The 25,595-nt window shown below is 61.7% G+C and carries 23 protein-coding genes; 12 read left to right on the top strand and 11 right to left on the bottom strand.

The annotated features are described in order from the left end of the window. Positions 1-23 precede the first annotated feature (23 nt). From ACM6I6_RS27100 to ACM6I6_RS27075, 6 genes are all read left to right on the top strand, one after another. Positions 24-1,547, top strand: a complete 1,524-nt coding sequence (locus tag ACM6I6_RS27100) for a fumarate hydratase (RefSeq protein WP_008061943.1) — start codon at positions 24-26, stop codon at positions 1,545-1,547. Between the two features lie 135 nt (positions 1,548-1,682). After that, complete coding sequence (locus ACM6I6_RS27095; protein ID WP_406592122.1) at positions 1,683-3,449, top strand: ATP-binding protein; 1,767 nt, start codon at positions 1,683-1,685, stop codon at positions 3,447-3,449. Beyond that, positions 3,443-4,768 carry a sigma-54-dependent transcriptional regulator gene (locus ACM6I6_RS27090; protein ID WP_414920955.1) on the top strand — a complete coding sequence of 442 codons (1,326 nt, stop codon included), beginning with the start codon at positions 3,443-3,445 and terminating at the stop codon, positions 4,766-4,768. The genes ACM6I6_RS27095 and ACM6I6_RS27090 overlap by 7 nt, the downstream gene beginning before the upstream one ends. Positions 4,769-5,074: 306 nt before the next feature. Next, a complete protein-coding gene (locus ACM6I6_RS27085) occupies positions 5,075-6,394 on the top strand; it encodes an MFS transporter (RefSeq protein WP_274074327.1) in 1,320 nt (439 codons plus the stop codon). Positions 6,395-6,714: 320 nt separating this feature from the next. Then, the gene (locus ACM6I6_RS27080) at positions 6,715-6,930 is read left to right on the top strand and encodes a hypothetical protein (RefSeq protein WP_323626980.1); all 216 of its coding nucleotides are present in this window, start codon (positions 6,715-6,717) and stop codon (positions 6,928-6,930) included. A 253-nt stretch (positions 6,931-7,183) separates the two neighbouring features. Continuing rightward, complete coding sequence (locus tag ACM6I6_RS27075; RefSeq protein WP_323607838.1) at positions 7,184-7,813, top strand: flavin reductase family protein; 630 nt, start codon at positions 7,184-7,186, stop codon at positions 7,811-7,813. Here the strand turns inward: ACM6I6_RS27075 and ACM6I6_RS27070 are convergent, their stop codons facing one another. Both ACM6I6_RS27070 and ACM6I6_RS27065 read right to left on the bottom strand, forming a co-directional pair. Beyond that, entirely contained in the window at positions 7,814-8,044 is a 231-nt protein-coding gene (locus ACM6I6_RS27070; protein WP_274074324.1) for a hypothetical protein, read from the bottom strand. A gap of 41 nt (positions 8,045-8,085) precedes the next feature. Continuing rightward, complete coding sequence (locus ACM6I6_RS27065) at positions 8,086-8,439, bottom strand: antibiotic biosynthesis monooxygenase family protein (RefSeq protein ID WP_274074323.1); 354 nt, start codon at positions 8,437-8,439, stop codon at positions 8,086-8,088. A 404-nt stretch (positions 8,440-8,843) separates the two neighbouring features. Here ACM6I6_RS27065 and ACM6I6_RS27060 point away from each other — a divergent pair, with 404 nt between their 5' ends. Then, complete coding sequence (locus ACM6I6_RS27060; RefSeq protein ID WP_274074322.1) at positions 8,844-9,773, top strand: AraC family transcriptional regulator; 930 nt, start codon at positions 8,844-8,846, stop codon at positions 9,771-9,773. Positions 9,774-9,876: 103 nt separating this feature from the next. On the opposite strand, the gene ACM6I6_RS27055 is transcribed toward ACM6I6_RS27060, so the two are convergent. The 6 genes from ACM6I6_RS27055 to ACM6I6_RS27030 form a co-directional block, all read right to left on the bottom strand. After that, positions 9,877-10,932, bottom strand: a complete 1,056-nt coding sequence (locus ACM6I6_RS27055; RefSeq protein WP_274074321.1) for an ABC transporter ATP-binding protein — start codon at positions 10,930-10,932, stop codon at positions 9,877-9,879. A 16-nt stretch (positions 10,933-10,948) separates the two neighbouring features. Further along, positions 10,949-11,797 (bottom strand): ABC transporter permease, encoded by an 849-nt coding sequence (locus tag ACM6I6_RS27050; protein WP_007986104.1) that lies wholly within the window; start codon positions 11,795-11,797, stop codon positions 10,949-10,951. Further along, positions 11,794-12,702, bottom strand: coding sequence for an ABC transporter permease (locus tag ACM6I6_RS27045; protein WP_414920954.1), 909 nt, complete (start codon positions 12,700-12,702; stop codon positions 11,794-11,796). Before ACM6I6_RS27045 ends, ACM6I6_RS27050 begins: the two co-directional genes overlap by 4 nt. A 194-nt stretch (positions 12,703-12,896) precedes the next feature. After that, positions 12,897-14,000, bottom strand: coding sequence for an extracellular solute-binding protein (locus tag ACM6I6_RS27040; RefSeq protein WP_274074319.1), 1,104 nt, complete (start codon positions 13,998-14,000; stop codon positions 12,897-12,899). Between the two features lie 218 nt (positions 14,001-14,218). Continuing rightward, positions 14,219-15,667 carry an aldehyde dehydrogenase family protein gene (locus ACM6I6_RS27035; protein ID WP_414920953.1) on the bottom strand — a complete coding sequence of 483 codons (1,449 nt, stop codon included), beginning with the start codon at positions 15,665-15,667 and terminating at the stop codon, positions 14,219-14,221. Continuing rightward, entirely contained in the window at positions 15,664-17,301 is a 1,638-nt protein-coding gene (locus ACM6I6_RS27030) for a 5-guanidino-2-oxopentanoate decarboxylase (RefSeq protein ID WP_274074317.1), read from the bottom strand. Before ACM6I6_RS27030 ends, ACM6I6_RS27035 begins: the two co-directional genes overlap by 4 nt. 159 nt (positions 17,302-17,460) lie before the next feature. Here ACM6I6_RS27030 and ACM6I6_RS27025 point away from each other — a divergent pair, with 159 nt between their 5' ends. Further along, positions 17,461-18,342: a LysR substrate-binding domain-containing protein gene (locus ACM6I6_RS27025; RefSeq protein ID WP_274074316.1), complete on the top strand. Its 882-nt coding sequence runs from the start codon at positions 17,461-17,463 to the stop codon at positions 18,340-18,342. Between the two features lie 103 nt (positions 18,343-18,445). Here ACM6I6_RS27025 and ACM6I6_RS27020 read toward each other — a convergent pair whose 3' ends face one another. Beyond that, positions 18,446-19,324: an MBL fold metallo-hydrolase gene (locus ACM6I6_RS27020; protein WP_414920952.1), complete on the bottom strand. Its 879-nt coding sequence runs from the start codon at positions 19,322-19,324 to the stop codon at positions 18,446-18,448. Positions 19,325-19,437: 113 nt separating this feature from the next. On the opposite strand from ACM6I6_RS27020, the gene ACM6I6_RS27015 reads away from it, so the two are divergent. Beyond that, on the top strand, positions 19,438-20,343 hold the full coding sequence (locus ACM6I6_RS27015) for a LysR family transcriptional regulator (RefSeq protein ID WP_274074314.1): 906 nt from the start codon (positions 19,438-19,440) through the stop codon (positions 20,341-20,343). Positions 20,344-20,556: 213 nt separating this feature from the next. Next, complete coding sequence (locus ACM6I6_RS27010; protein ID WP_162837843.1) at positions 20,557-20,733, top strand: hypothetical protein; 177 nt, start codon at positions 20,557-20,559, stop codon at positions 20,731-20,733. A gap of 8 nt (positions 20,734-20,741) precedes the next feature. Here ACM6I6_RS27010 and ACM6I6_RS27005 read toward each other — a convergent pair whose 3' ends face one another. After that, a complete protein-coding gene (locus tag ACM6I6_RS27005; protein ID WP_414920951.1) occupies positions 20,742-21,638 on the bottom strand; it encodes a helix-turn-helix domain-containing protein in 897 nt (298 codons plus the stop codon). A gap of 190 nt (positions 21,639-21,828) precedes the next feature. Here ACM6I6_RS27005 and pobA point away from each other — a divergent pair, with 190 nt between their 5' ends. After that, a complete protein-coding gene (pobA, locus tag ACM6I6_RS27000; RefSeq protein ID WP_274074384.1) occupies positions 21,829-23,013 on the top strand; it encodes a 4-hydroxybenzoate 3-monooxygenase in 1,185 nt (394 codons plus the stop codon). 76 nt (positions 23,014-23,089) lie between these two features. Then, positions 23,090-24,607, top strand: coding sequence for an MDR family MFS transporter (locus ACM6I6_RS26995; protein WP_414920950.1), 1,518 nt, complete (start codon positions 23,090-23,092; stop codon positions 24,605-24,607). Positions 24,608-24,703: 96 nt separating this feature from the next. On the opposite strand, the gene ACM6I6_RS26990 is transcribed toward ACM6I6_RS26995, so the two are convergent. After that, a complete protein-coding gene (locus ACM6I6_RS26990; protein WP_274074383.1) occupies positions 24,704-25,552 on the bottom strand; it encodes a cache domain-containing protein in 849 nt (282 codons plus the stop codon). Positions 25,553-25,595: the final 43 nt, after the last annotated feature.

Below are 25,595 nucleotides of genomic sequence, written 5' to 3'. Positions count from 1 at the left end.
CGTCTTTTAGAGGAGCGCGACTCATGACCGTGATCAAGCAAGACGACCTGATTCAGAGCGTTGCCGACGCCCTGCAGTTCATTTCCTACTACCACCCCGTGGATTTCATCCAGGCGATGCACGAAGCCTACCTGCGCGAAGAATCGCCAGCAGCCCGTGATTCGATGGCGCAGATCCTGATCAACTCGCGCATGTGCGCCACCGGCCACCGCCCGATCTGCCAGGACACCGGCATCGTCACCGTGTTTGTCCGCGTGGGCATGGACGTGCGTTGGGATGGCGCCACCATGGGCCTGGACGACATGATCAACGAAGGCGTGCGTCGCGCCTACAACCTGCCGGAAAACGTCCTGCGTGCTTCGATCCTCGCCGACCCGGCGGGTGCTCGCAAGAACACCAAGGACAACACCCCGGCCGTTATCCACTACTCCATCGTTCCGGGTAATACCGTGGAAGTGGACGTGGCGGCCAAAGGCGGCGGCTCCGAGAACAAGTCGAAAATGGCCATGCTCAACCCGTCCGACTCGATCGTCGACTGGGTGCTCAAGACCGTTCCGACCATGGGCGCCGGCTGGTGCCCACCGGGCATGCTCGGCATCGGCATCGGCGGCACCGCCGAGAAAGCCGCTGTCATGGCGAAAGAAGTGTTGATGGAATCCATCGACATCCACGAGCTGAAGGCCCGTGGCCCGCAGAACCGCATCGAAGAAATGCGCCTGGAGCTGTTCGAGAAGGTCAACCAGCTGGGCATCGGCGCCCAGGGCCTCGGTGGCCTGACCACCGTGCTCGACGTGAAGATCATGGATTACCCGACCCACGCCGCTTCGCTGCCGGTGTGCATGATCCCGAACTGCGCCGCCACCCGTCACGCCCACTTCGTGCTCGACGGTTCCGGCCCGGCTTCGCTGGAAGCGCCACCGCTGGACGCCTACCCGGAAATCGTCTGGGAAGCCGGCCCGTCGGCCCGTCGCGTCAACCTCGACACCCTGACCCCGGAAGAAGTGCAGAGCTGGAAGCCGGGCGAAACCGTCCTGCTCAACGGCAAGATGCTCACCGGTCGCGACGCAGCGCACAAGCGCATGGTCGAGATGCTGAACAAGGGTGAAACCCTGCCGGTGGACCTCAAGGGTCGCTTCATCTATTACGTCGGCCCGGTCGATCCGGTGCGCGAAGAAGTGGTTGGCCCGGCTGGCCCGACCACCGCAACGCGGATGGACAAGTTCACCCGTCAGATCCTCGAGCAAACCGGCCTGCTGGGCATGATCGGCAAATCCGAGCGCGGCCCGACCGCTATCGACGCGATCAAGGACCACAAGGCCGTTTACCTGATGGCAGTGGGCGGCGCGGCTTACCTGGTGGCGCAAGCGATCAAGAAATCCCGCGTTGTCGCTTTCGCCGAACTGGGCATGGAAGCGATCTACGAGTTCGACGTGAAAGACATGCCGGTGACCGTTGCGGTCGACAGCAAGGGCGAGTCCGTACACATCACCGGTCCTGCCATCTGGCAGCAAAAGATCAGTGAAAGCCTGGCGGTAGAAGTGCAGTAAGCGCTTCGGCTGTCTGAAAAAGGCGACAGGGGATTCAACCCCTGTCGCCTTTTTTATTACCTGCACAAGGCGTGGGAATACCGAAGAGGGCCATGTTATGGTGCGCCCCCTCCGTACACCTGTGTAATGCCCAGCATGTTTGAGTCCTCTCGCCCTTTGCGCCTGGCGCTGTATACCCTGTTGATCATCGCCGGCGCCGCCCTCGCCGCGACCCTGGCCGTTCGTCAAACGGTGCGCCAGTCATTGGTCGATGACGCAGCCCGTGCCAATCAGCAACTGGCGCTTTACGCCACTTCCCTGCACACCCTGATCGAACGCTACCGCGCCCTGCCCTCGGTGCTGGCACTCGACCCGCAGTTGCGCGACGCACTCAAAGGCCCGGTGAGCCCCGAGCTGGCGCAGGAATTGAACCGCAAACTGGAAAAAATCAACGGCGCCGCCGAATCCTCGACCCTGGAGCTGCTGGATCGCACGGGCCTGGCCGTGGCGGCGAGCAACTGGCGCTTGCCCAGCAGCTACGTCGGCCACAACTACGGTTTTCGTCCCTACTTCAGCCAGACCCGCACCCAGGGCACCGGGCGTTTTTACGCCGTTGGGGTCACCAGTGGCATTCCTGGCTATTTCCTCTCCAGCGCCGTAACCAACGACGATGGCCAGTTCCTCGGGGCCATGGTAGTGAAATTGGAGTTTCCCGAGCTGGAACGCGAATGGCGCCAGGGTAGCGACACCCTGCTGGTCAGCGATGCCCGCGGGATTATCTTCATCGCCAACCAGTCGGGCTGGCGCTATCGGTACCTGAAACCGCTGAGCGACAGCGATCACGCCGAACTCAAGATCACCCGCCAATACGACAAGCAGCCGCTGACACCGCTTCAATACCAATCATTGCGCCGCTTCGACGAGAACAGCGACCTGGCACGGGTCGATGGCCCCGACGGCCCTGCCGATTACTTGTGGGAATCCCTGCCGCTGGCCGCCGAAGGCTGGACCCTGCACCTGCTGCGCCGCCCGCAGGTTGCCTTCGAAGACAGCCGCAACGCCGCGCTCGCTGCGGCGGGTATCTGGCTGACGCTGGTGTTTTTGCTGCTGTTTCTCACCCAGCGCTGGCGCCTGGCCAAACTGCGCCAACGCAGCCGCGAAGAACTGGAACAGCTGGTAGAAGAGCGTACCCGCGACCTGCGCACCGCCCAGGAAGGCCTGGTGCAATCGGCCAAGCTCGCGGCCCTAGGGCAGATGTCCGCCGCCCTCGCCCACGAGATCAACCAGCCGTTGACCGCCCAGCGCATGCAGCTGGCGACCTTGCGCCTGTTACTGGATCACGGTCGCGTCGACGACGCCTACAAGGCACTCAAGCCGGTGGATGACATGCTCACGCGCATGGCCGCCCTCACCGGCCACCTGAAGACTTTTGCCCGCAAAAGCCCCAGTGGCTTGCGCGAACGCCTGGACCTGGCAGCGGTGGTGGACCAGTCCCTTGAGCTGCTCGACACGCGTCTGCGCGATGAACAGGTCAGCACCGTGCTGCACCTGACGCGCCCGGCCTGGGTGCGGGGCGATGCGATTCGCCTGGAACAGGTACTGATCAACTTGCTGCGCAATGCCCTGGATGCGATGCAGGACAAACCCTGCAAACGCCTGGAAATCCGCCTCGAAGCCGACGAACAATTGTGGCGCCTGAGCGTCATCGACAACGGCAGTGGCATCGCCGAGGAAAACCTGGCGAAAGTGTTCGACCCGTTTTTCACCACCAAACCGGTGGGTGATGGCCTGGGCATCGGTCTGGCCGTATCCTTCGCCATCGTTCACGAATCGGGCGGACGCCTGAGCGCTGATAATCACGACAACGGCGCGGTGTTCACCCTCACCCTGCCCATCGACGCGGAGGCTCCTGACCCATGCTGAATTCAGTGATGGTGGTCGACGACGAAAGCAGCATTCGCAGCGCCGTCGAGCAATGGCTGAGCCTGTCGGGTTTCGAGGTGCAGCTGTTCAGCCGCGCCGACGAGTGCCTGGCGCAGTTGCCCAGGCATTTTCCCGGGGTGATTCTCAGCGACGTGCGCATGCCCGGCATGAGCGGCCTGGAACTGCTGGCCGAAGTACAGCGCCGCGATGCCGACTTGCCGGTGATTCTGCTGACGGGCCACGGCGACGTGCCGATGGCTGTCGACGCGATGCGCGATGGCGCCTACGACTTCCTGGAAAAACCCTTCAGCCCCGAAACCCTGCTCGGCAGCTTGCGCCGGGCGCTGGACAAGCGCCGGCTGGTCCTGGAAAACCGTGCCCTGCACGAACAGGCCGACAACCGCGCCAAACTTGACGCCACCTTGCTTGGCGTCTCCCGTGGCTTGCAGACTTTGCGCCGGCAGGTGCTCGACCTGGCGGCGCTGCCGGTCAACGTGTTGATCCGCGGCGAAACCGGCAGTGGCAAGGAGCTGGTTGCCCGTTGCCTGCACGACTTCGGCCCACGCGCCGATAAACCCTTCGTCGCATTGAACTGCGCGGCCATCCCCGAACAACTGTTCGAAGCCGAACTGTTCGGCCACGAAAGCGGCGCATTCACCGGCGCCCTGGGCAAGCGCATCGGCAAGCTCGAATACGCCGATGGCGGCACGCTGTTTCTCGATGAAATCGAAAGCATGCCCCTGGCGCAGCAGGTGAAATTGTTGCGGGTGTTGCAGGAGCAAAAACTCGAGCGATTGGGTTCGAACCAGAGCATTCGCGTGGATCTGCGGATCATTGCCGCGACCAAACCGGACTTGCTGGAGGAAGCGCGGGCCGGACGTTTTCGCGAGGACCTGGCTTACCGCTTGAACGTCGCCGAGCTACGCCTGCCGCCGTTGCGCGATCGCCGCGAAGACATTCCATTGTTGTACGAGGCCTTTGCCCGGAGTGCCGCCGAACGCCTGGGTCGCTCCTTTGCGCCGTTGAGCGGGCCGCAGTTGAGTCATCTGCTGAGTCACGACTGGCCGGGCAATGTGCGTGAGCTGGCGAACGTGGCCGAGCGCCAGGTGTTGGGGCTTGGCGAGCCCGTGCCGGCGGGCATCGAGCCTGGGCAGTCACTGGCGGCGCAGCAGGAGGCGTTTGAAGCGCAATGCCTGCGCGCAGCGTTGACCCGGCACAAGGGCGATGTGAAAGCGGTGCTCGAAGAGCTGCAACTGCCGCGCCGGACTTTCAATGAAAAGATGCAGCGGCATGGATTGAGCCGGGAGATGTTTTTGTAGTGACTGTGCAGGCCTCTTCGCTTCAAGCCCGCTCCTACAATGACCGAGCCGGTCGCGAATTTTGTGTACGACACCCGCCACTGTGGGAGCGGGCTTGCCCGCGAAAAGGCCAGTTCAGGCAACACACCTGCCAGGACCTAAGCAGTTTTCCGCTCAAGCCCAGCCTTTCATGAGCGGATTTCCGCTCATCAACTCCCCTAAACCCCTCTAAACCGCCCCTCTCCCCGTTGGCACAGCTCCTGCTATAGCCCCCGCAGGCTGCGTTTAATCGCGCTCCACAAAAACAATTAAACGAAGGATCCTTCAATGGATAACTCCAACGCCCTGCCACTTGGGTCGGCTGCCGCGCCGGCCAAAGCAAGAACCACCGCCAGTCGCATCAAATCGATCTTCAGCGGTTCCGTTGGCAACATGGTCGAGTGGTATGACTGGTACGTCTATGCCGCCTTCTCCCTGTACTTCGCCAAGACCTTTTTCCCCAAAGGCGACACCACCGCACAACTGCTGAACACCGCTGCGATTTTCGCCGTGGGCTTCCTGATGCGTCCGATCGGGGGTTGGCTGATGGGCCTGTACGCCGACAAAGTCGGGCGCAAAAAGGCGCTGATGGCCTCGGTGTACCTGATGTGCTTCGGCTCGCTGCTGATCGCCCTGAGCCCGGGTTATGAAATCATCGGCATCGGCGCGCCGATCCTGCTGGTGTTCGCCCGTCTGCTGCAGGGCCTGTCGGTCGGTGGCGAATACGGCACCTCCGCCACCTACCTCAGCGAGATGGCGACCAAGGAACGTCGCGGTTTCTACTCCAGCTTCCAGTACGTGACCCTGATCTCCGGCCAGCTCATCGCCTTGGCCGTGCTGATCATCCTGCAAAACGTACTGACCACCGAAGAGCTGTATGCCTGGGGCTGGCGTATCCCGTTCGCCATCGGCGCGCTGTGTGCCGTGGTCGCGCTGTACCTGCGTCGCGGCATGGAAGAAACCGAGTCGTTCACCAAGAAGGAAAAGGCCAAGGAAAGCGCGATGCGCACCCTGATGCGCCATCCGAAGGAACTGATGACCGTGGTCGGCCTGACCATGGGCGGTACGCTGGCGTTCTACACCTACACCACCTACATGCAGAAATACCTGGTGAACACCGTCGGCATGAGCATCTCCGACTCCACCACCATTTCCGCCGCCACGCTGTTCCTGTTCATGTGCCTGCAACCGATCATCGGCGGGCTGTCCGATAAAATCGGTCGCCGGCCGATCCTGATCGCCTTCGGTATTCTCGGGACGCTGTTCACCGTACCGATCCTCACCACCCTGCACACCATCCAGACCTGGTGGGGCGCGTTCTTCCTGATCATGGCGGCGCTGATCATCGTCAGCGGCTACACCTCGATCAACGCGGTGGTGAAGGCCGAACTGTTCCCGACCGAAATCCGCGCCCTGGGCGTCGGCCTGCCGTATGCCCTGACCGTGTCGATCTTCGGCGGCACCGCTGAATACATCGCGCTGTGGTTCAAGAGCATCGGCATGGAAACCGGGTACTACTGGTATGTCACCGCGTGTATCGCCGTGTCGTTGCTGGTGTACATCACCATGAAAGACACCCGCAAGCATTCGCGGATCCTCACGGACTAAGTCCAGGCGCGTTTGACAAAAGGGGGCAGACCGTCGGGGTCTGCCCCCTTTTTTGTTGCTCGTGCGCTACATGAAAAATCCTTCACTGCCGTGGGAGGCAGATTAATCACGAGTTAATGCGCTCCCCTCATCCTGAACCTGCCTGATCGATTACCTGTGATGCGCTCATTCATACCTTGAAAGCGAAAACGCCTGCTGGCCTTAACATCAGTTTAATCGATTGTTTTTAGCATAATTTTGCGCTTTTTAATCAGTTTAATTGGCGTAGCATAAAACCCATGCCCAAGACACAAAACGCCAAAGAACCTGGAGAAATGAAGATGAAAACCAAACTGTTCCTCGCCATCGCCCTGTCCGTACTGGCCGCCAATACCTTCGCCGCCGACGGTTACGACCGCACAGGCTCCGCCGTTGCCGCCGATGGTTATGACCGCACTGGCTCCGCTACCGTCGCTGCAGACGGCTACGACCGCACCGGCGGCGCAACCGTCGCTGAAGATGGCTACGACCGTACTGGCGGCGCTACCGTCAGCTGATTTACTCAAGCGGCACCACAGCCCGGCTTCGGCCGGGCTTAGTCATTTCTGTGGCACCGAAAATCTGCGGGCAAACCATATAACCTGTGGGAGCGGGCTTGCTCGCGAATGCGGTTTTACATTCAACATTCCTGTTGCATGACACACCGCTTTCGCGAGCAAGCCCGCTCCCACATTGACTGAGTCCGTACTGGAAAAATGTCGGCGGTCCTTGCACCATGTCCGCCTCCCGCAAGTGCCAGGAATTCCCGCCATGCCCGACGACATCCACTATTACGAACCCGCCAACGGCCACGGCCTGCCCCACGACCCCTTCAATGCGATCGTCGGCCCGCGTCCCATCGGCTGGATTTCCTCACAGGATGCCGAAGGCCGCTTGAACCTGGCGCCCTACAGCTTTTTCAACGCCTTCAACTACATTCCGCCGATCATTGGTTTTTCCAGCGTCGGGCGCAAAGACAGCCTGAACAACATCGAACAGACCGGCGAATTCGCCTGGAACCTGGCCACCCGGCCATTGGCCGAGCGGATGAACCAGAGCAGTGCCATGGTCGAGCCGCAGGTCAACGAGTTCGAGCTGGCAGGCCTGGGCACCGTCGCCTCGAAAGTCATTCAGGTGCCACGGGTCGCCGAAAGCCCGGTGTCCTTCGAGTGCAAGGTCACGCAGATCATTCAGTTGCAGCGGGCCGATGGCAATGTGGTGCCAAGCTGGCTGATTCTCGGCGAAGTGGTCGCCGTGCATATCGCCAAGTGGCTGTTGAAGGATGGCGTGTACGACACCGCCGCGGCAGAACCGATTCTGCGCGGCGGCGGGCCGGCGGACTATTTCCAGCTGGGGCCTGAGGCGTTGTTCAAGATGTATCGCCCGGGGGCGGTGAAGTAATTACCAGAGCAGGTCGGTATCTTCCTTCACATCCTTGAGGCGGGTCAGCTCCTTGGCCGCCGCCAGATCAGCCTCATTGGCCGTCTTGAAGGTCTGGCCTTCCAGCACTTTGTGAAAACGCGGGGCGCCGGAACCACCCAGCGCTTTGACGGCGATAGCGGCGTAGTAACCACCCTCACCCGGTACTACGGCGGAAACAGCTTCGAAGTGTTCAAAGGCTTTACGTGCCATGTCGCGAATCCTGGCTGATTGAGAATGCCGCCATTAAACCCTCAACCGGCCAGTTTGTGTATATCTGCCCCGGACTGGCGCAAGGCCTGCGCCGCCGACACATCCTTGAAGGTGTGAAAATCCAGGCTATTGACCACCAGTTCCTGCACCAGCTCGGCAAAAACCTCCATCGCCGGGGTGCTGAAATACGCGGTCATGGCCTGCTGGTTGACCCAGAAACCGGACACCAGCCACAACTCGGGGTCGCATAACGAATGCTGCAAGGCAAAGTTCAGGCAACCGGGTGCAGCGCGGGACGGCTCGATCAGCGCGCTCAGGCGCACACCCAGCTCTTGGGAACGTCCGGCGCGCGCTCGGACAAAGGCCATATGACTGACGGGGATCTGCTTGGACATGTTCAACCCTCCCGGGGAGTCGCGTGGCAGCCAGGGGCGGGCTGCGACAGGATCAAAGGTTAAAGGCCTCTGCGTCTGTGTCGTTAGTCGATTCCTGCCGGCGCGTTGCACAATCCTGCGAAGGTGCATCAGTCACCTGTAACAATGCGTAAAACATTGTCGGGGTTGTACCCTGTAGGAGCTGCCGCAGGCTGCGATCTTTTGATCTTAAAAACAAAATCAAAAGATCGCAGCCTGCGGCAGCTCCTACAGGGGTTTGGCTGTGTGTCGGGACGCTGGGTAGGCGAAGGGATGAAGACACTCCGTGCAGAATCAGGCAAGCATCAGGCAGGATGTGTCTACCGCTGCTGCTTGCACAAACTTATGCTCTAGCCATCACCCAAGCCTTGCCGAGGATGCCTTGCATGTCGTCGTTCGATCAATTTCAAGCCCCGCTTGACACCGACATGGAAAAGCAGCGCGCGGAACTGGCGGCGATCATTCGCCGCAACACCGCCGAAGATGGCAGTTATGCCACTGCCATCGGCTCGCTGTTCATGTCGCGCCACAGCCAATCCCACGAGTTCGCTCCGGTGCTCGCTCAACCGGCGCTGTGCATCATGGCCCAGGGGCGCAAGGAAGTTCAGCTGGCCAACGAGTACTTCAATTACGACCCGCTGAACTACCTGGTGGTCTCGGTCTCGATGCCGCTGAGCGGGCGGGTGATCGATGTTTCGGCCGAGGAACCGATCCTGGCCTTGCGCCTGGACATCGACCCGACGGAAATCACCGCGCTGATCGCCGACGCCGGCCCCCTTGGCGTACCCACCCGGCCGACCGGGCGCGGGTTGTATGTCGAACAGCTCGACAGCGCCATGCTCGACGCCGTGCTGCGCCTGGCGCGGTTGCTCGACACACCCAAAGACATCGCCATGCTCGCGCCGCTGATTCGCCGGGAAATTCTCTATCGGTTGTTGCGCAGCAAGCAGGGGCACCGGCTGTATGAAATCGCCATTGCCAACAGCCAGAGCCATCGCATCAGCCAGGCGATCAAGTGGCTCAATGGCAACTACGAGCAGCCGTTGCGCATCGATGATCTGGCCAAGGAAGTGAACCTGAGCGTGTCGACCTTGCATCACCGCTTCAAGGCGATGACGGCGATGAGTCCGTTGCAGTATCAGAAGCAGTTGCGCTTGCAGGAAGCCAGGCGGCTGATGCTGGCCGAAGGATTGGAGGCTTCGGCGGCGGGATATCGAGTGGGGTATGAAAGCCCTTCTCAGTTCAGCCGGGAGTACAGCCGGTTGTTCGGGGCACCGCCGTTGCGGGATCTGGCGCGGTTGCGGTTGTCGGTTTGATCCGGCATTCGCGGTGCCGTGACCGGCGCCTTCGCTGGCAAGCCAGCGCCTACAAGGGATCGCGGTAACCTGTAGGAGCTGGCTTGCCAGCGAAGGGGGCCTGTCAGGCGCCCAGTACCCGGCAAGCCTCGACCGGCAATGTCACCGACACCGGATGCCCAACGCTCAAACCAAAGCCCTGGCACGGCGTACTCAACGCCGTAAACGACACCCCGGAACACTCCACCGTAGTCTCGATGGTCGCGCCAATATCCCGCACGAACGTCACCTTGCCCAGCAAGCGGTTGCCCGCCGTGGCCTGCGGCGCCGACAGTTGCAGGTCTTCCGGACGAATCAGCATCTTCACTTTTTCCCCCACCACAATGCTGCTGCAGATCGGCACTTGCAGTGCATCACCGCCCGGCAGGCTGACTTTGCCATTGCCCAGCGCCGTGGCCGGGAAGATGTTGCCCGATCCGATGAAGTCCGCGACGAATTCGTTGGCCGGGTGCCGGTAGATCTCGATCGGCGTACCCACCTGCTGCACCTTGTGCTCGCCCAACACCACGACAATATCGGCCATGGTCATGGCTTCGCGCTGGTCGTGGGTGACCATGATGGTGGTGATGTTCAGGCGCTGTTGCAGCTGACGGATCTCCACCTGCATCGACTCGCGCAGCTTGGCGTCCAGCGCCGACAGCGGTTCGTCGAGCAAGAGGATTTTCGGGTGATTGGCAATCGCCCGGGCAATCGCCACGCGCTGACGCTGGCCGCCGGACAGTTTCGCCACCGGCCGATCGATCATCGGTTGCAGCTGGATCAGTTCCAGCAACTCCACCACCCGCGCCTGCTGGTCAGCCTTGCTGACCCCGCGCAGTTTCAGTGGATAAGCAATATTTTCGCCCACGGTCATGTGCGGGAACAGCGCCAGGGACTGGAACACCATGCCGAAATTACGCAGGTGCGCCGGGGTGTGGCCGATGTCCTCGCCGTCCAGGCGAATCTCGCCACCGCTCAGGGTTTCCAGCCCGGCGATCATCCGCAGCAAAGTGGTTTTGCCGCAACCCGAGGGGCCGAGGAAACACACCAGTTTGCCCTCGGGCAAATGCAGGTTTACATCCTTTACCGCGCAGGCCGAGCCGTAATGTTTCTCGACGTTTTCCAGAATCAGACCAGACATAAATCACCTCAAGAAATCAGAACGAAACGCCACCTTCACCGACCAGCTTCTCCAGCGCCCAGATCAGGACGAAGTCGATCAGCACGATCAGCACGGCAAACGAAAATACGGTGGGGTCGAGCGAGGACACGGTGCGGCTGTACATCCAGATCGGCACGGTCATGACGTCGATGGTGTAGAGAAAATAGGTCACGGTGAACTCGTTGAACGAGACGATGAACGCCAGCAGCATGCCCGCCAGGATCCCCGACTTCATCAACGGCACCACCACGTCGACAATCGCCCGCAGCGGCGAAGCGCCAAGCATTTGCGCGGCCTCCTCGACTTCGCTGCCGATCGAGAGCATGGCCGCCGTGCAGTTCTTCACCACGAACGGCAAGGCCAGGATCACATGGGCAATCACCAGGCGCGAGGTGGTCATCTGGAACGGCAGGCTGTCGAACACCAGCAGCAACGCCAGCCCCAACACCACCATCGGGAACACCAGGGGCAGCGACATCAGTTGCAGGGCCACGGCCTTGCCACGGAACTCACAACGGGTCAGGGCATAGGCTGCCGGCACGGCGATGATGGTCGCAAAAACCATGGTCAGGCACGACACCATCAGGCTGGTGGTCATGGCCTTGCCCAGGCTCAGCACATCGCTGGCATCGGGTGAGACGAAGGTGTGCCAGGCGGCCTTGTACCATTGCAGGCTGTAGCTGCTCGGCGGGAAGTCGAGGTTCGACGCGCCGCTGAACGACATCACGATCATGGTCAGGATCGGCAACACCGCCAGCAGCAGGATGAAGCCCGAGAGGATGCCGGCGAACTTGCCGGTTTCGCCCGGCAGTAGCCCATAGCGTTTCTTGGTCAGGGTGCTCATTGCGAAGCCTCCAGCATGCGCCGACGGCGGCCAGTGATGTATTCGGACAGGGTCATGATCGCGAGGGTGGTGACGATCAGCACCACGCCGGCGGCGGAGGCGGCGGGCCAGTTCATCAGTGGGGCGATCTGGTCATGCACCATCACCGCCAGCATCGGCACGCGGCGGCCACCGAGCAGCAACGGCACGACGAAACTGCTGGCGTTGTAGGCGAACACCAGCGTCGCGCCGGTGATGATCCCCGGCAGGCTCATCGGCAACACCACCTGGCGGAACACCTGGAAGCGGCTCGCGCCCAGGGTGGCGGCGGCTTCTTCGTAGCTGCGGGCCACGCCGCGCATGGCACTGGCGATCGGCAGCACGGCCAGCGGGAAGGCGGTTTGCACCAGGCCCATCAGTACGCCGTTCTGGTTGTACAACAGCATGATCGGCCGCTTGATCAGGCCCAGGCCCATCAGTGCCTGGTTGAGCATGCCGCCGGGGCCGAGGATGACCAACCAGCCGTAGCTTTGCAGCAGCAGGTTGACCAGCAGGGGCAACAGCACCGCGGCGAGGAAGATCCGGCGCACAAACGGAGAGGTCAGCCGCGACATGGTGTAGGCCACCGGGATCGCCAGCACCACCGCGATCACCGCGCTGATCAGCGCCAGGCGCAGGGTCAGCATCAGGGATTTGAGGTAGTAGGGTTCGAGCAATTGGGCGTAGCTGGCCAGGCTGAACCCGGACCATTCCGCGCCCTTGGTGCCCACGCTCATGCGCAGCACCAGCAGGCTGGCGGCAATCAGCACGCCCAGGAACAGCATCGACGGTGTGAGGAAAAACCAGGCGCGGGCCGTCGGCGAAACGCCCCGACTCGGGCGCGACTCAGCGGCGCTGACCGAATGGGTCAAAGGTTGGTGTTCCATAGCAAAGGTCTCGTCAATGGAAAGCAGCTGAAGAACACGTCCTTCAAAACCACCGTGAACCCTGTGGGAGCGGGCTTGCTCGCGAAAGCGGCCTGTCAGTCACATGCATGTTGAAATGTGCTGACGCATTCGCGAGCAAGCCCGCTCCCACATTGGATTTGTGGTGTTCCAAAGAGCCGGTGTTCGTCAAACGATCAGGAAGAAAAGATTTCCGTGTAACGACGAATCCATTGGTCATGCACGGTGGCCAGGAAGGCGTTGTCGTGCATGATCGCCTTCTCGGCAATCTGCTCCGGCGTGAGAATGAACGGGCTCTTGCGCGCTTCGGCGGAGATGATCGCCTTGGCGTTGACCGGGCCGTTGTAGATGTCTTCAGCCATCTTGCCCTGCACCAGCGGGTCCAGGGAGTGGTTGATGAAGGCGTAGGTCAGGTCGGTATCGCCCGGACGATTCTTCGGCATCACCGAGAGCATCAGGTCGGTGTAGAAACCTTCCTTCATGCCGAAGGTGGCGCCCAGGCCGTAGGCCGGATCGCGGATCTGTTTCGGGAAGAATGCCGGGGCGTACAGGCCGCCCATGTCCAGGGAACCGGTGCGGAACAGCTCGGCGATCTGGTTCGGGTTTTCGCCCAGGGTCACTACGCGGTCTTTCAGCTCGGCGAGTTTCTTGAAGCCCGGCTCGATGTTGTGCTCGTCACCACCGGCCAGTTTGGCGGCGATGATGATCAGGTCCATGGCCTCGGTCCAGTTGGGCGGCGGCAGGAAGATGTTCGGCGACAGGTCGGCGTCCCACAGGGCGGCGTAGCTGTCCGGCGCTTGCTGGATGGTGCGGGTGCTGTAGACCAGGCTGTTGCACCAGAGCAGGTAACCGATACCGTGGCCATTGGCGCCGGTACGGTATTTTTCCGGTACGTCGACCAGGTTGGGAATGCGGTTGAGGTCGGGTTTTTCCAGCAGGTTGGCGGCGGCCAGGCCTTCGGCGCCGACGCCGGCCAGGGTGATGATGTCGTACTGCGGACGATCACCGCCGGCCTTGAGTTTGGCGACCATTTCCGAAGTACTGCCGGTGCGGTCGGCGATGACCTTGCAGCCGTACTTGTCTTCGAAGGTCGCGGCGATGTTGCGCAGTGCAGCCAGGCCGGTGTCGTCGGACCAGGTCAACAGGCGCAGGGTCTTGCCTTGAAAGCGGGTGTCGCTGGCATTGGCCTTGACGAATGGCAGGCTCATGGCCGCCGCGGCAACCGAGGCTACGCCCACGGTCTTGATGAATTGACGTCTGTTCAGATCATGCTCGCCCATTACGGACTCCCTTTGTTTTTGTAGGTATAAGGCAGGTCGAAACTGTTGCATCCGCGCGGCTGGAGCAGCGGGTTACCCCTCGTATTTGCGGGGCTTGGCTGAACCAGTGAGTTCATCCTGAGGTGGTGCAAAACACCTGACTATCGATAAAAAATCATCGAAGCCATGACGCCAACGCATGCCTCGCCATGAGGCATGCGTTCACCGTTTTCGTGCCGTCAGACGGCGTGAATCACGTGTTTGATTTCCTGGAAAGCCTGCAAGCCCCACGGCCCCAGTTCACGGCCGATGCTGCTCTGCTTGTAGCCACCCCAGGCGGTCTGCGGGAAGATCACTTGCGGCGCGTTGATCCACACAAGCCCCGCCTGCAAAGCGTTGGCGACGCGGTCCGCCGCCTCGGCATTGCGCGTGACCACGCTGGCGACCAGGCCGAACTGGCTGTCGTTGGCCAAGGCAATCGCTTCGGCCTCGGAGGCGAAACGGCGCACGCAGATCACCGGGCCGAAAATCTCTTCACACCACAGCGCACTGTCGAGGGGCACGTCAGTGAAAACCGTCGGCTGCAAAAAATACCCGCGCGGCAGATCCGCCGGACGATTACCGCCGCAAACCAGCTTGGCGCCCGCACTCAAACCACGATCGATGTGGCCGAGCACGCGCTGGTATTGCGCCTGATTGACCAGCGCGCCCATTTCCACGTTCGGGTCGAACGGGTCGGCCACACGAATGGCTTCGGCGCGGGCCTTCACCCGGGTGAGGAATTCATCGGCCAGTTCATCGGCGACCAGCACGCGGCTGGTGGCGGAGCACATCTGCCCGGCGTTGAAGAAACCGCCCCCGCAGGCCACGTCCACCGCCAGGTCGAGGTCGGCATCGGCCAGCACCAGCAAGGAGGATTTACCACCCAGTTCCAGGCTCACGCCCTTGACGGTTTCCGCGGCACGCTGCATGACCTGCACGCCGACTGCGTTGCTGCCGGTGAACGATACCTTGGCGATACGCGGGTCTGCCGACAACGGTGCGCCAACGGCCAGGCCGGTGCCGCACACCAGGTTGAACACACCGGCAGGCAAGCCGGCCTGGGCAATGATGGTCGCCAGTTCCAGCTCCGGCAGCGGCGTCACTTCAGATGGCTTGAGCACTACACAGCAACCGGCGGCCAGGGCCGGGGCGAGCTTCCACGCGGTGGTGACCATCGGGAAGTTCCACGGCACGATCAGGCCGACCACACCGCACGGCTCGCGGCGCAGGCGCGCACTGAAGTCGTCAGTCGGCAGTTCGACCGGGCTGTCCTGTTTCGCGTCCAGCCCTTCGGCCAGACCTGCGTAATACTCGAACGTGGCGATCACGTCATCGACGTCGATGGCCGCCTCGAACAAAGGCTTGCCGTTGTTGCTCGACTGCAAATGCATGAGTTTTTCGCGACCGGCCTGCACGCCTGCCGCAATCGCGCGCAGGATCGCACCGCGCTCGGCACCGCTGGTGTGCGACCAGGCGGCGAAAGCCTTGCTTGCCGCGCCCACGGCCAGGTCGACGGCGCGTTCGTCACCGCCATTTACGGTGGTCAACAGCGCTTCGGTGGCCGGGTTGATCACGCGCAAATGTTCGTCGCCCGCCGACCATTGGCCGTTGATGTACAGGCCATCCAGGGTGGTTGGAAAACTCATTTCGACACCGCCTTGGTCCACTCGGTCTGATCGATTTCAATCAGCGTCGGCCCCTGGCGATCAGTAGCGACACGCAATGCCGTACGCAGTTGTTCAACGCCATTGACCGCCTCGGCCGCGCAACCCAGGGCCTTGGCCACACCGATGAAGTCCGGGGTGTAGATGTCCACGCCGACCGGTTCGATGTCACGGTTGACCATGTACTTCTTGATCTCTTCGTAGCCCTGGTTATTCCACAGCAGCACGATCACCGGGGTGCGCGCTTCCACCGCGCTGGCCAGTTCCGGCAGGGTGAATTGCAGGCCGCCGTCGCCGATCAGGCACACCACCGGCGGGCGTGCGCCGCCTTCGACGGTGCCGCCCAGCCAGGCACCAATCGCCGCCGGCAAGGCGTAACCCAGGGTGCCGTAACCGGTCGACGAGTTGAACCAGCGACGCGGGCGCTCGGGGTTGAACGTCAGGTTGCCGGTGTACACCGGTTGGGTGGAATCGCCGACGAATACCGCGCTCGGCAGTTCGTGCAGGACGGTTTCCAGGAAGCGGGTCTGGGCCAGGGTCGGTGCATCCCAGGTGGCGGCCAATTCTTCACGCAAGCGGGCGGCGCGCACCTGGCCCCAATCGTTGCGGCGTTCGGCCAGCGGCTTGTGCGACAGGGCGCTGAGCAAGGCCTGGGCGGCGTTGCGCGAGTCGGCCACCAGGGCCACGTGTGGCGGGTAGTTGCGTACGGTCTGGTCTGGATCGATATCGATGCGCAGCAGCTTGCCGGGGATCTCGAAACCACCGGCGAAGGTGACGTCGTAGTCGGTCTCGGCCAGTTCGGTACCGATGGCCAGGACCACATCGGCCTCGGCGACCAGGGCGCGAGTGGCGACCAGGCTCTGGGTCGAACCGATCAGCAACGGGTGAGCGGAGTGCAGCATGCCCTTGGCGTTGATGGTCAGCGCGACGGGGGCGTCCAGCAGTTCAGCCAGTTCGGTCAGCTCGGCGGCGGCATCAATGGCACCGCCACCGGCGAGGATCAACGGCCGCTTGGCGCCCGCCAACAGATCGGTCATGCGCGAAACGGCGGACGGCGAAGCACCGGCGCGGTCGATGTGTACCGGCAGGCTGGCGAGCAGGTCGTCGGCTTCTTCAACCAGCACGTCCAGCGGAATTTCGATGTGCACCGGACGCGGGCGACCGGCCTGGAACAGCGCGAAGGCACGGGCCAAAACACCCGGCAATTCCGACGCCGACATCAGGGTATGGGAGAACGCCGCCACGCCACCGACCAGTGCGCTCTGGTTCGGCAACTCGTGGAGCTTGCCGCGACCACCGCCCAGCTGGTTGCGGGTCTGTACGCTGGAGATCACCAGCATCGGGATCGAGTCGGCATAGGCCTGGCCCATCGCCGTGGTGATGTTGGTCATGCCAGGGCCGGTGATGATGAAGCACACACCCGGCTTGCCGCTGGTGCGGGCATAGCCGTCGGCCATGAAGCCGGCGCCCTGTTCGTGACGCGGGGTGACGTGGTTGATGCTCGAACGGGCCAGCCCGCGATACAGCTCCACGGTATGCACCCCGGGAATGCCGAACACCTGCTCGACCCCGTAACCTTCGAGTAACTTGACCAATACTTCGCCGCACGTCGCCATGTGATTGCCCTTCCTGTTCGTTTGAGACGCCGGGCCTGCGCAGTGTTTATGATGGATTGGCAGGTCCAGGGATGGCCTCATTGGAACGGGCGACACGTAGCCGCAACAATGGATAAAAAGTCATACTAGCCATGTCCTCACGTCATACCTTGGATCCCAATGAAACGATTGCCTCCCCTGCCGGCGCTGCACACTTTTCTGATTACCGCGCAGTGCTGCAACTTCACCCGGGCCGCCGAGCAACTGCACATCACCCAGGGCGCCGTGAGCCGGCAGATCGCCGGGCTGGAAGATCACCTGGGTTATGAACTGTTCATTCGCCAGGCCCGAGGCCTGGACCTGACCGCCGAGGGACGCGAGTGGTTGCCACGGGTCCAGCAGATTTTCGGCCTGATCGACGAAGCCGTTGAGCAGATCGGCGAGAAGCGCGAAACCCTGCAACTCAAGGCCCCGACCTGTGTCATGCGCTGGCTGTTGCCACGGCTGTTGCAGTGGCAAAAAGAACGCCCGGACGTGCCGGTCGAGCTGACCACCACGGTCAAGCACGGGGTGGATTTTCATCTCGAACAATTCGACGCAGCGGTGATGTACGGTGCGTCGCCGGACGACTCGCTGGTGGCGCAAAAACTCTTCGACGAGCAACTGACACCGGTGTGTTCGCGGCCCATGCTCGAAGGCCCCCTGGCCCTGCAGACACCGACCGATCTGCAACAACACCTGCTGCTGCACCCCACTCGCGATGAACGGGACTGGAAGGCCTGGTTGAAAGCCGCGGACGTACAGTTGAGCAATGTCGGCAAGGGCCAGCATTTCGAAACCCTGGACCTGGCGATGTCGATGGCGTCCCAGGGGACCGGCGTGGCGATCGGTGACTGGTCGCTGATCGGCGACGACCTGAATGCCGGACGGCTGGTCATGCCTTTCGAATTGAAGGTGAAAACCGGGCTGGCGTATTACCTGGTGTTCCCGGAAAAACCCGGACCTTCAGCGAAGTTGCGTGAATTGATGGGATGGTTGGTGGAGCAGGCCCAAAGTCGCTGAGCCCTGTGTAGGAGCTGCCGCAGGCTGCGATCTTTTGACTTTGCTTTTAAAAAACAAGATCAAAAGATCGCAGCCTGCGGCAGCTCCTACAAGGTACCGCGGGTTACCACTTCATTTCGCCCTTGGCGACCTTCGCGCTCAGCTCCAGTGAGCTTTCTTCACCCAGTGCCGGGTAGCGCTTTTTCATCGCCGCGATCAGGGCCGCCGAATCCTTGGCCTTCGCAGTTTCTTCGTCGAAGGCCTTGATGTAATCAGCGGTGAACTGCACGCCGGCCAGGGAACGGGCGGTGTCGCCGAGGTAGTGACCCGGCACGATGGTTTTCGGCTTCAGGCTTTCGATCGAGTGCAGCGTTGCCAACCAATCGGCATGGGACTGCGGGGTCTGGGTGTCGGCCATCCACACATGGATGTTCTCTGCCACGACCACGCCACCGACCACGGCCTTGATCGACGGAATCCACACGAAGCTGCGATCCGGTTGCTTGCCCGCAAGGCCGACCACTTGCAGTTTCTGCCCTTCGAGCATCAGGCTGTCGCCCTTGAGCACATCCGGCACGACGGTTCTGGCCGGCACATCGGCGCCCATTTTCGGGCCCCAGAACGCCAATTTGCCGTCGACGGTTTGCTTGATGTGATCAACGGTCGGCTGCGATGCGAGCACTTTGGCCTTGGGGAATGCAGCGGTCAGGGTATCGAGGCCGAAGTAGTAGTCCGGGTCGCCGTGGCTGATGTAGATGGTGGTCAGTTGCTTGCCGCTGGCGCGGATTTTTTCCACCACCTGTTCGGCCTGGGATTTACCGAACTGGGCGTCCACCAGGATCGCCTCCTTCTCGCCGCTGACCAGCACCGAAGTCACCGGGAAAATCGCTTTTTCGCCGGGGTTGTACACATCCAGGGTCAGTGTCGACGCGGCTGCGTGTGTGGCAAAACCGAGGGCAGTGGTCGCCAGCAAAATGCGCTTCAGGGTGGTGAAACCGATCATCTGTTGCTCCGTTGTTTGATGGCCAAGGTTGGCCGATAACAGAGCTTAATTGCCTGGTTCCGTACAAAAAATGCGATGCTTGAACATAGTTTGTTTCTGAAATCGGGCAAATCATGGATCGTCTGCAAGCAATGAGGGTGTTCGTCACAGTGGTCGATCTCGGCAGCCAGTCAGCTGCGGCCGATCATCTGGAGCTTTCAAGGCCGGTGGTTTCGCGCTATCTGGCGGAACTGGAAGACTGGGTCGGCGCACGCCTGATGCACCGCACCACGCGCAAATTGAGCCTGACCGCCGCCGGCAGCGAAATACTTCCCCGCTGCCGGCAGATGCTCGACCTGTCCACGGACATGCAGGCCGCCGTCAGCGTATCGGACGATGCACCCCGTGGCCTGCTGCGCATCAGCGTCAGCACCTCGTTCGGCCAGGCGCAACTGGCCGATGCCATGGCGGCCTACGTCAAGCGCTACCCGGGTGTCAGCATCGACATGCAGATGCTCGATCGCACGGTGAACCTGGTGGATGAGCGCATCGACCTGGCGATTCGCACCAGCAATGACCTGGACCCGAACCTGATCGCCCGTCGGTTGACGGTGTGTCGCTCGCTGATCTGCGCCGCCCCCGCCTACCTGCGCGAACACCCGGCGCCCCAGCGGATCGAGGACCTGAGCCAGCACAATTGCCTGACGCACTCGTACTTCGGCAAAAGCCTGTGGCACTTTGAATTCGGGGGAGAACAGGTTTCGGTACCCGTGCAAGGCAACATCAGCGCCAACGAAGCCAGTACCCTGCTGCGCGCCACCCTGGCCGGCGCCGGCGTGGCCATGTTGCCCACCTATCAGGCCGGCGTGCACATCCACAGCGGTGAGCTGGTCCGTCTGCTGCCCCAGGCCGAGCCAAGGCAGATGAACGTGTACGCGGTGTATGCCTCACGCAAGCACATGCCGACGGCGCTGCGCAGCTTGCTGGATTTTCTGGTGGCGAGGTTTCCAGAAGAACCGGAATGGGATGTTGGCCTGTAACACCGCCCTCTGTAGGAGCGAGCTTGCTCGCGATGGTCGCCAACGATGACGCTGGGAACCTGATACCCCGCGGCGTTCTCAGGCTCATCGCGAGCAAGCTCGCTCCTACAAGGGTTCATCAGTGTTCTGAATACGGCGCTATTGCTGGCAACTCCCCGCCCCTGACCTATGCTCAAGGTAATACCCACGGGTATTCGTTCAGAGGTCTACGCCATGAACATCAAAACAAGAAGGTACCTCGCCATCTTCATCACCTGCGCGGTCACGCTCGGCCTGTATGGCGCCGCCGCCTGGCGCGTCGAGCAGCTGCGCAACCTGCCCCGGGAATACGCCAGCTGCAATTTCGAGCGCTGCATTCCCCACAACGCGACCCTTAACGCCCTGCGGTAACCAGAGGGTCAGGCCTCGTTGTCCTGATCGGCCTTCAAGCGGTCGCGGAACGCTTTTGGCGAGATTCCCACCCGGCGTCGGAACAGGCGCGTGAAGTTGGTCGGATCAGAGAACCCCAACACGTCGGACATTTCATAGATGGTCATGCTGGTGTACGTCAGCAAGCGCTTGGCCTCCAGCAATTGCCGTTCGTGCATGATCTGCAACGCCGGTTGCCCCGCCAGCTCACGGCAGGTGCCATTGAGGTGCGAAACCGAAATCCCCAGGCGATGAGCCAGGTCCTCGACCTTGACGTGCTGGCGATAGGTCTCCTCCACCAGCTGGATGTAGCCATTGAGGTATTCCCGCGCCCGTTGCGGTCGTTGACTGGCCGACCGGCGCTGGATCACCTGGCGGCTGACCCACACCATGATCACGCTGACCAGCGAATGCATGAGCATTTCCCGCGCCGGTTGATGGCTGGTGTATTCGTTCTGCAACGCGCAAAACAGACTGTTCAAGTACTCGGCGTCCTGTACCGCCGGGTAGCTCTCGGCCTGGGCCAGGGCATTCACCGAATGCCCCAGTTGCCCCTGAAGATGCGTGATCAGCGGCGCCGCGAGGGTCACCACGAACCCTTCGACATCTTCACTGAAGCGGAAGCCATGCACCGACAGCGGCGGCAGGATCTGGATCGCCGCTTCAGTCAGTTGCGTACGTTTGCCTTCGATTTCAAGCTCTGCCTGACCTTTGAATACGAAGAGCAACTGACATAAATCGGCGTGACGGTGGGGTTTGATTTCCCATTGATGTTCGCGACTGCGTTTGGAAATGGTTTCACAGTGCAGCAAGTCCGGAGTCGGCCAATCCAGGCTTTCCCCGTAGAGCTTGAACACCGGAATCGAAGGCAGGTCAGGCTTGTTCATCACTTCAATCCAGGTTTCGGAATGGACGACGGGCGATAATCGCACCGATTGGCAGAATGTACAGCTATCCGCTCAGTTTTCACCTTCAATTGACAGACCCGCAAGGGAAAAATGCAAGCACTCGATCCATAAAAATCATTCACCGACCCCCGTCGCGTGTAGCTTGCGAGTCATAAAAACAATGAAAACACTGAAAACCCAAGTTGCCATTATCGGTGCCGGTCCGTCCGGTTTGCTCCTCGGTCAGTTGTTGCACAACGCCGGCATCGACACCGTCATTGTCGAGCGTCAGGCTCCGGACTACGTGCTCGGGCGAATCCGTGCCGGGGTACTCGAACAAGGCATGGTAGAGCTGTTGCGCCAGGCTGGTGTGAGTCAGCGCATGGACGCCGAAGGGCTGGTCCACGGTGGCTTCGAACTGGCGCTGGATGGCCGTCAGGTGCACATCGATCTGCAGGCCCTGACCGGTGGCAAAACCGTGATGATCTACGGTCAGACCGAGGTCACCCGCGACCTGATGGCCGCTCGTCAGGTCGCCGGAGCGCAAACCATTTATCAGGCCGCCAATGTCGTTCCCCACGGCATGAAAACCGATGAAGCGTTCGTGACCTTCGACAAGGACGGCGAAAGCTGGCGTCTCGATTGTGACTATATTGCCGGATGCGACGGCTTCCATGGCGTGGCGCGCCAATCGATTCCCGCCGAATGCCTGAAGGTCTTCGAACGGGTCTACCCGTTCGGCTGGCTGGGGATCCTGGCCGATACCCCGCCTGTCCATGAAGAGCTGGTGTACGCCCGCCACGAGCGCGGTTTTGCCTTGTGCAGCATGCGTTCGGCAACCCGCACCCGTTATTACCTGCAGGTACCGGCGGACGAAAAGGTCGAGGCCTGGTCCGACCAACGCTTCTGGGATGAACTCAAGACCCGCCTGCCGCAAGCGTTGGCGGAGAAGCTGGTGACCGGTCCGTCCATCGAAAAGAGCATCGCGCCGTTGCGCAGTTTCGTGGTCGAACCGATGCAGTACGGGCGCATGTTCCTGGTCGGCGACGCAGCGCACATTGTCCCGCCCACCGGGGCCAAGGGCCTGAACCTGGCGGCCAGCGATGTCAGCACGCTGTTCAATATCCTGCTCAAGGTCTATCGCGAAGGCCGTGTCGATCTGCTGGAGAAATACTCCGAGGTCTGCCTGCGCCGGGTGTGGAAAGCCGAGCGGTTTTCCTGGTGGATGACCTCGATGCTGCACCGCTTCGACGATCACGACGCCTTCAGCCAGCGCATTGCCGAATCGGAGCTGGACTATTTCGTCGATTCCGAAGCGGGCCGCAAGACTATTGCGGAAAATTACGTCGGTCTTCCCTACGAGGCTATCGAATAGCTTGCTATCGACTTAAACTGGCGAGCATCCCGCTCGCCTTGCCTCTGGCGGGTCTACCACTGCCGAAGGTTCACCCGTGACCACTCTCCACCAGCCTGAATTGCCCAAACCGGCCATCCGCAGCGTGCTGATCGCGCTGATGCTGGCGATTTTCCTCGGTGCGCTTGACCAGACCATCGTTGCCGTGTCGATGCCGGCCATTTCCGCGCAGTTCAAGGACGTCAGCCTGCTGGCCTGGGTGATTTCCGGCTACATGGTGGCGATGACGGTGGCGGTGCCGATCTACGGCAAACTGGGCGACCTGTACGGCCGGCGCAAACTGATGCTGTTCGGCATGGGCCTGTTCACCCTGGCGTCAGTGTTCTGCGGCATGGCCCAGAGCATGGAGCAGCTGGTGCTGGCACGCATTCTCCAGGGTATCGGTGCCGGTGGCATGATCTCGGTCAGCCAGGCGATCATCGGTGACATCGTGCCGCCCCGCGAGCGTGGCCGCTATCAGGGCTACTTCAGCAGCATGTATGCAGTGGCCAGCGTCGCCGGCCCGGTGCTGGGCGGGTACATGACCGAATACCTGTCCTGGCGCTGGGTATTCCTGATCAATCTGCCGCTGGGCCTGGGCGCGTGGCTGGTGGCCAATCGCACGCTGGTGGGCTTGCCGATCCCGCAACGCAAGCCGGTGATCGATTACCTCGGCACGCTGTTGATGATCATCGGGCTGACAGCCTTGTTGCTGGGCATTACCGAATTCGGCCAGGGCCATTCCTGGCGCAGCGCCGAAGTATTGGGTTTGCTGGCTTGCGCGGCGGCCGTGCTGGGCTTGTTCGTGCTGCATGAACGACGGGCGGCGGAGCCATTGTTGCCCATGCACCTCTTCGCCAACCGCAATGCCATCCTGTGCTGGTGCACGATTTTCTTCACCAGCTTCCAGGCCATCTCGATGATCGTGCTGATGCCATTGCGGTTCCAGAGTGTCACCGGTGCCGGTGCAGACGCCGCCGCCCTGCACCTGCTGCCGCTGGCCATAGGCTTGCCGATCGGCGCGTATTTCGCCGGCCGCCGTACCTCCATCACCGGTCGCTACAAGCCGATGATCCTGGGCGGTGCCCTGCTCATGCCGCTGTCGATTCTGGGCATGGCGTTCAGCCCGCCCCAGGCCTTCTGGTTGAGCAGCCTGTTCATGCTGCTCTGCGGGATCGCCTCGGGCATGCAGTTTCCCACCTCGCTGGTCGGCACGCAGAATTCGGTGCAACAGCGGGACATCGGCGTCGCCACCAGCACCACCAACCTGTTCCGCTCATTGGGCGGTGCGGTGGGCGTGGCCTTGATGTCGGCGCTGTTGCTGGCGTTGCTGCAGGATTCGAGCTTCGCCCATCTGGCCGGCGCTTCGCTGCTGGCCGAGGGTCATTCGGGGAATGTTTTGCTGGACGGCCTGAACGCCACGCCGGGGGAGGCACAAAATGCCTTGCGCGCTGAATTGCTGCTGACGTTCCGGCATTTGCTGATGATCAGCGCGGCGGTATCGCTGCTGGGGCTGGCGGCGGCGATTGGCATGCCGAACATGTTGTTGCGCGGACGCGAGGATAAAGTCCTGTAGGAGCCCGGCTTGCCGGCGAACCAGACGCTGCGGTGGGTCTTTAATACCGCGTTATCGTTCTTCGCCGGCAAGCCGGGCTCCTACAGGTCTGCGATATCAAGGGCTGTAATACCCCACAGCCACCAGGAAATGCCCGACCTTTTTCAGGTAGGCATGCTTGTTCTCGACCTTCCCGGTCACCGGGTTTTTCCAGCGGTACTCATACTCGCCGTAATCCTGTTTCGCGATCAACGCCAGCATCGGCTCACCCACCGGCTTGCCATCCGGATCCTTGATCATGCTGAAATCAGTGTTGATCAATCGCAGGTTAGTGCCATGGGCCACGTAGCGCCCGGTATTGATGTCGACGACAAAGACATACAGGTCATCCTGCAGATATCCGCCCTTCAGGGAGTTGATCGCCGCCAGGGTGCCCTTCTCGTCCTTGGCCAGGTCGGTCGCCGCCTTGTTCAGCAAGGCCATGGCCTGTTCCGCCGAGGCCCGGGGCAGGTAGTAGCCGACCGCGAGAATGCGCTGGCCGACGCGCTGATAGTAGACATGCTTGCGCTCGACCTTGCCGTCGGACCAGTTCTGCCAACGGTATTCCGCTTGCTGGATGCCATTGCCCTCGGGCGTTTTCAGCGCCTCCTTGAAGGCCTTCTGCAGATCCGGCCCGAGCACATCCGACACATCACGGCCAATCAGCGCCGCCGAAGGCCCGCCGCTGGCGAGCATCACACCCTGGGTATCGACCACGAAGACATAGCGATCCTGGTCGACGAACTCCCCCTGGCGGCTGAACGCGGCGAAGGCCTTGTCGCCATTGTCGTGGTAGTAGGCCAGGGCCTTTTCGAGCAAGGCGATGGCGGCCTGGCTGTCAGCCTTTTCCGTCTCAGCCGCTTGAACCTGGCCCAGGCACATCAGCAGCATGCCGCATAACCAGGCCAACTTGTGCACAACTCCCATGGCGCGTCCCTCGTTCTTTTTTGGTGTTTCAAGAGCGTAGACG

The sequence above is a fragment of the Pseudomonas sp. IT-P218 genome (assembly GCF_949767605.1).
Lineage (GTDB): Bacteria > Pseudomonadota > Gammaproteobacteria > Pseudomonadales > Pseudomonadaceae > Aquipseudomonas > Aquipseudomonas putida_AE.
This window is presented reverse-complemented; position numbering and strand designations above follow the sequence as displayed.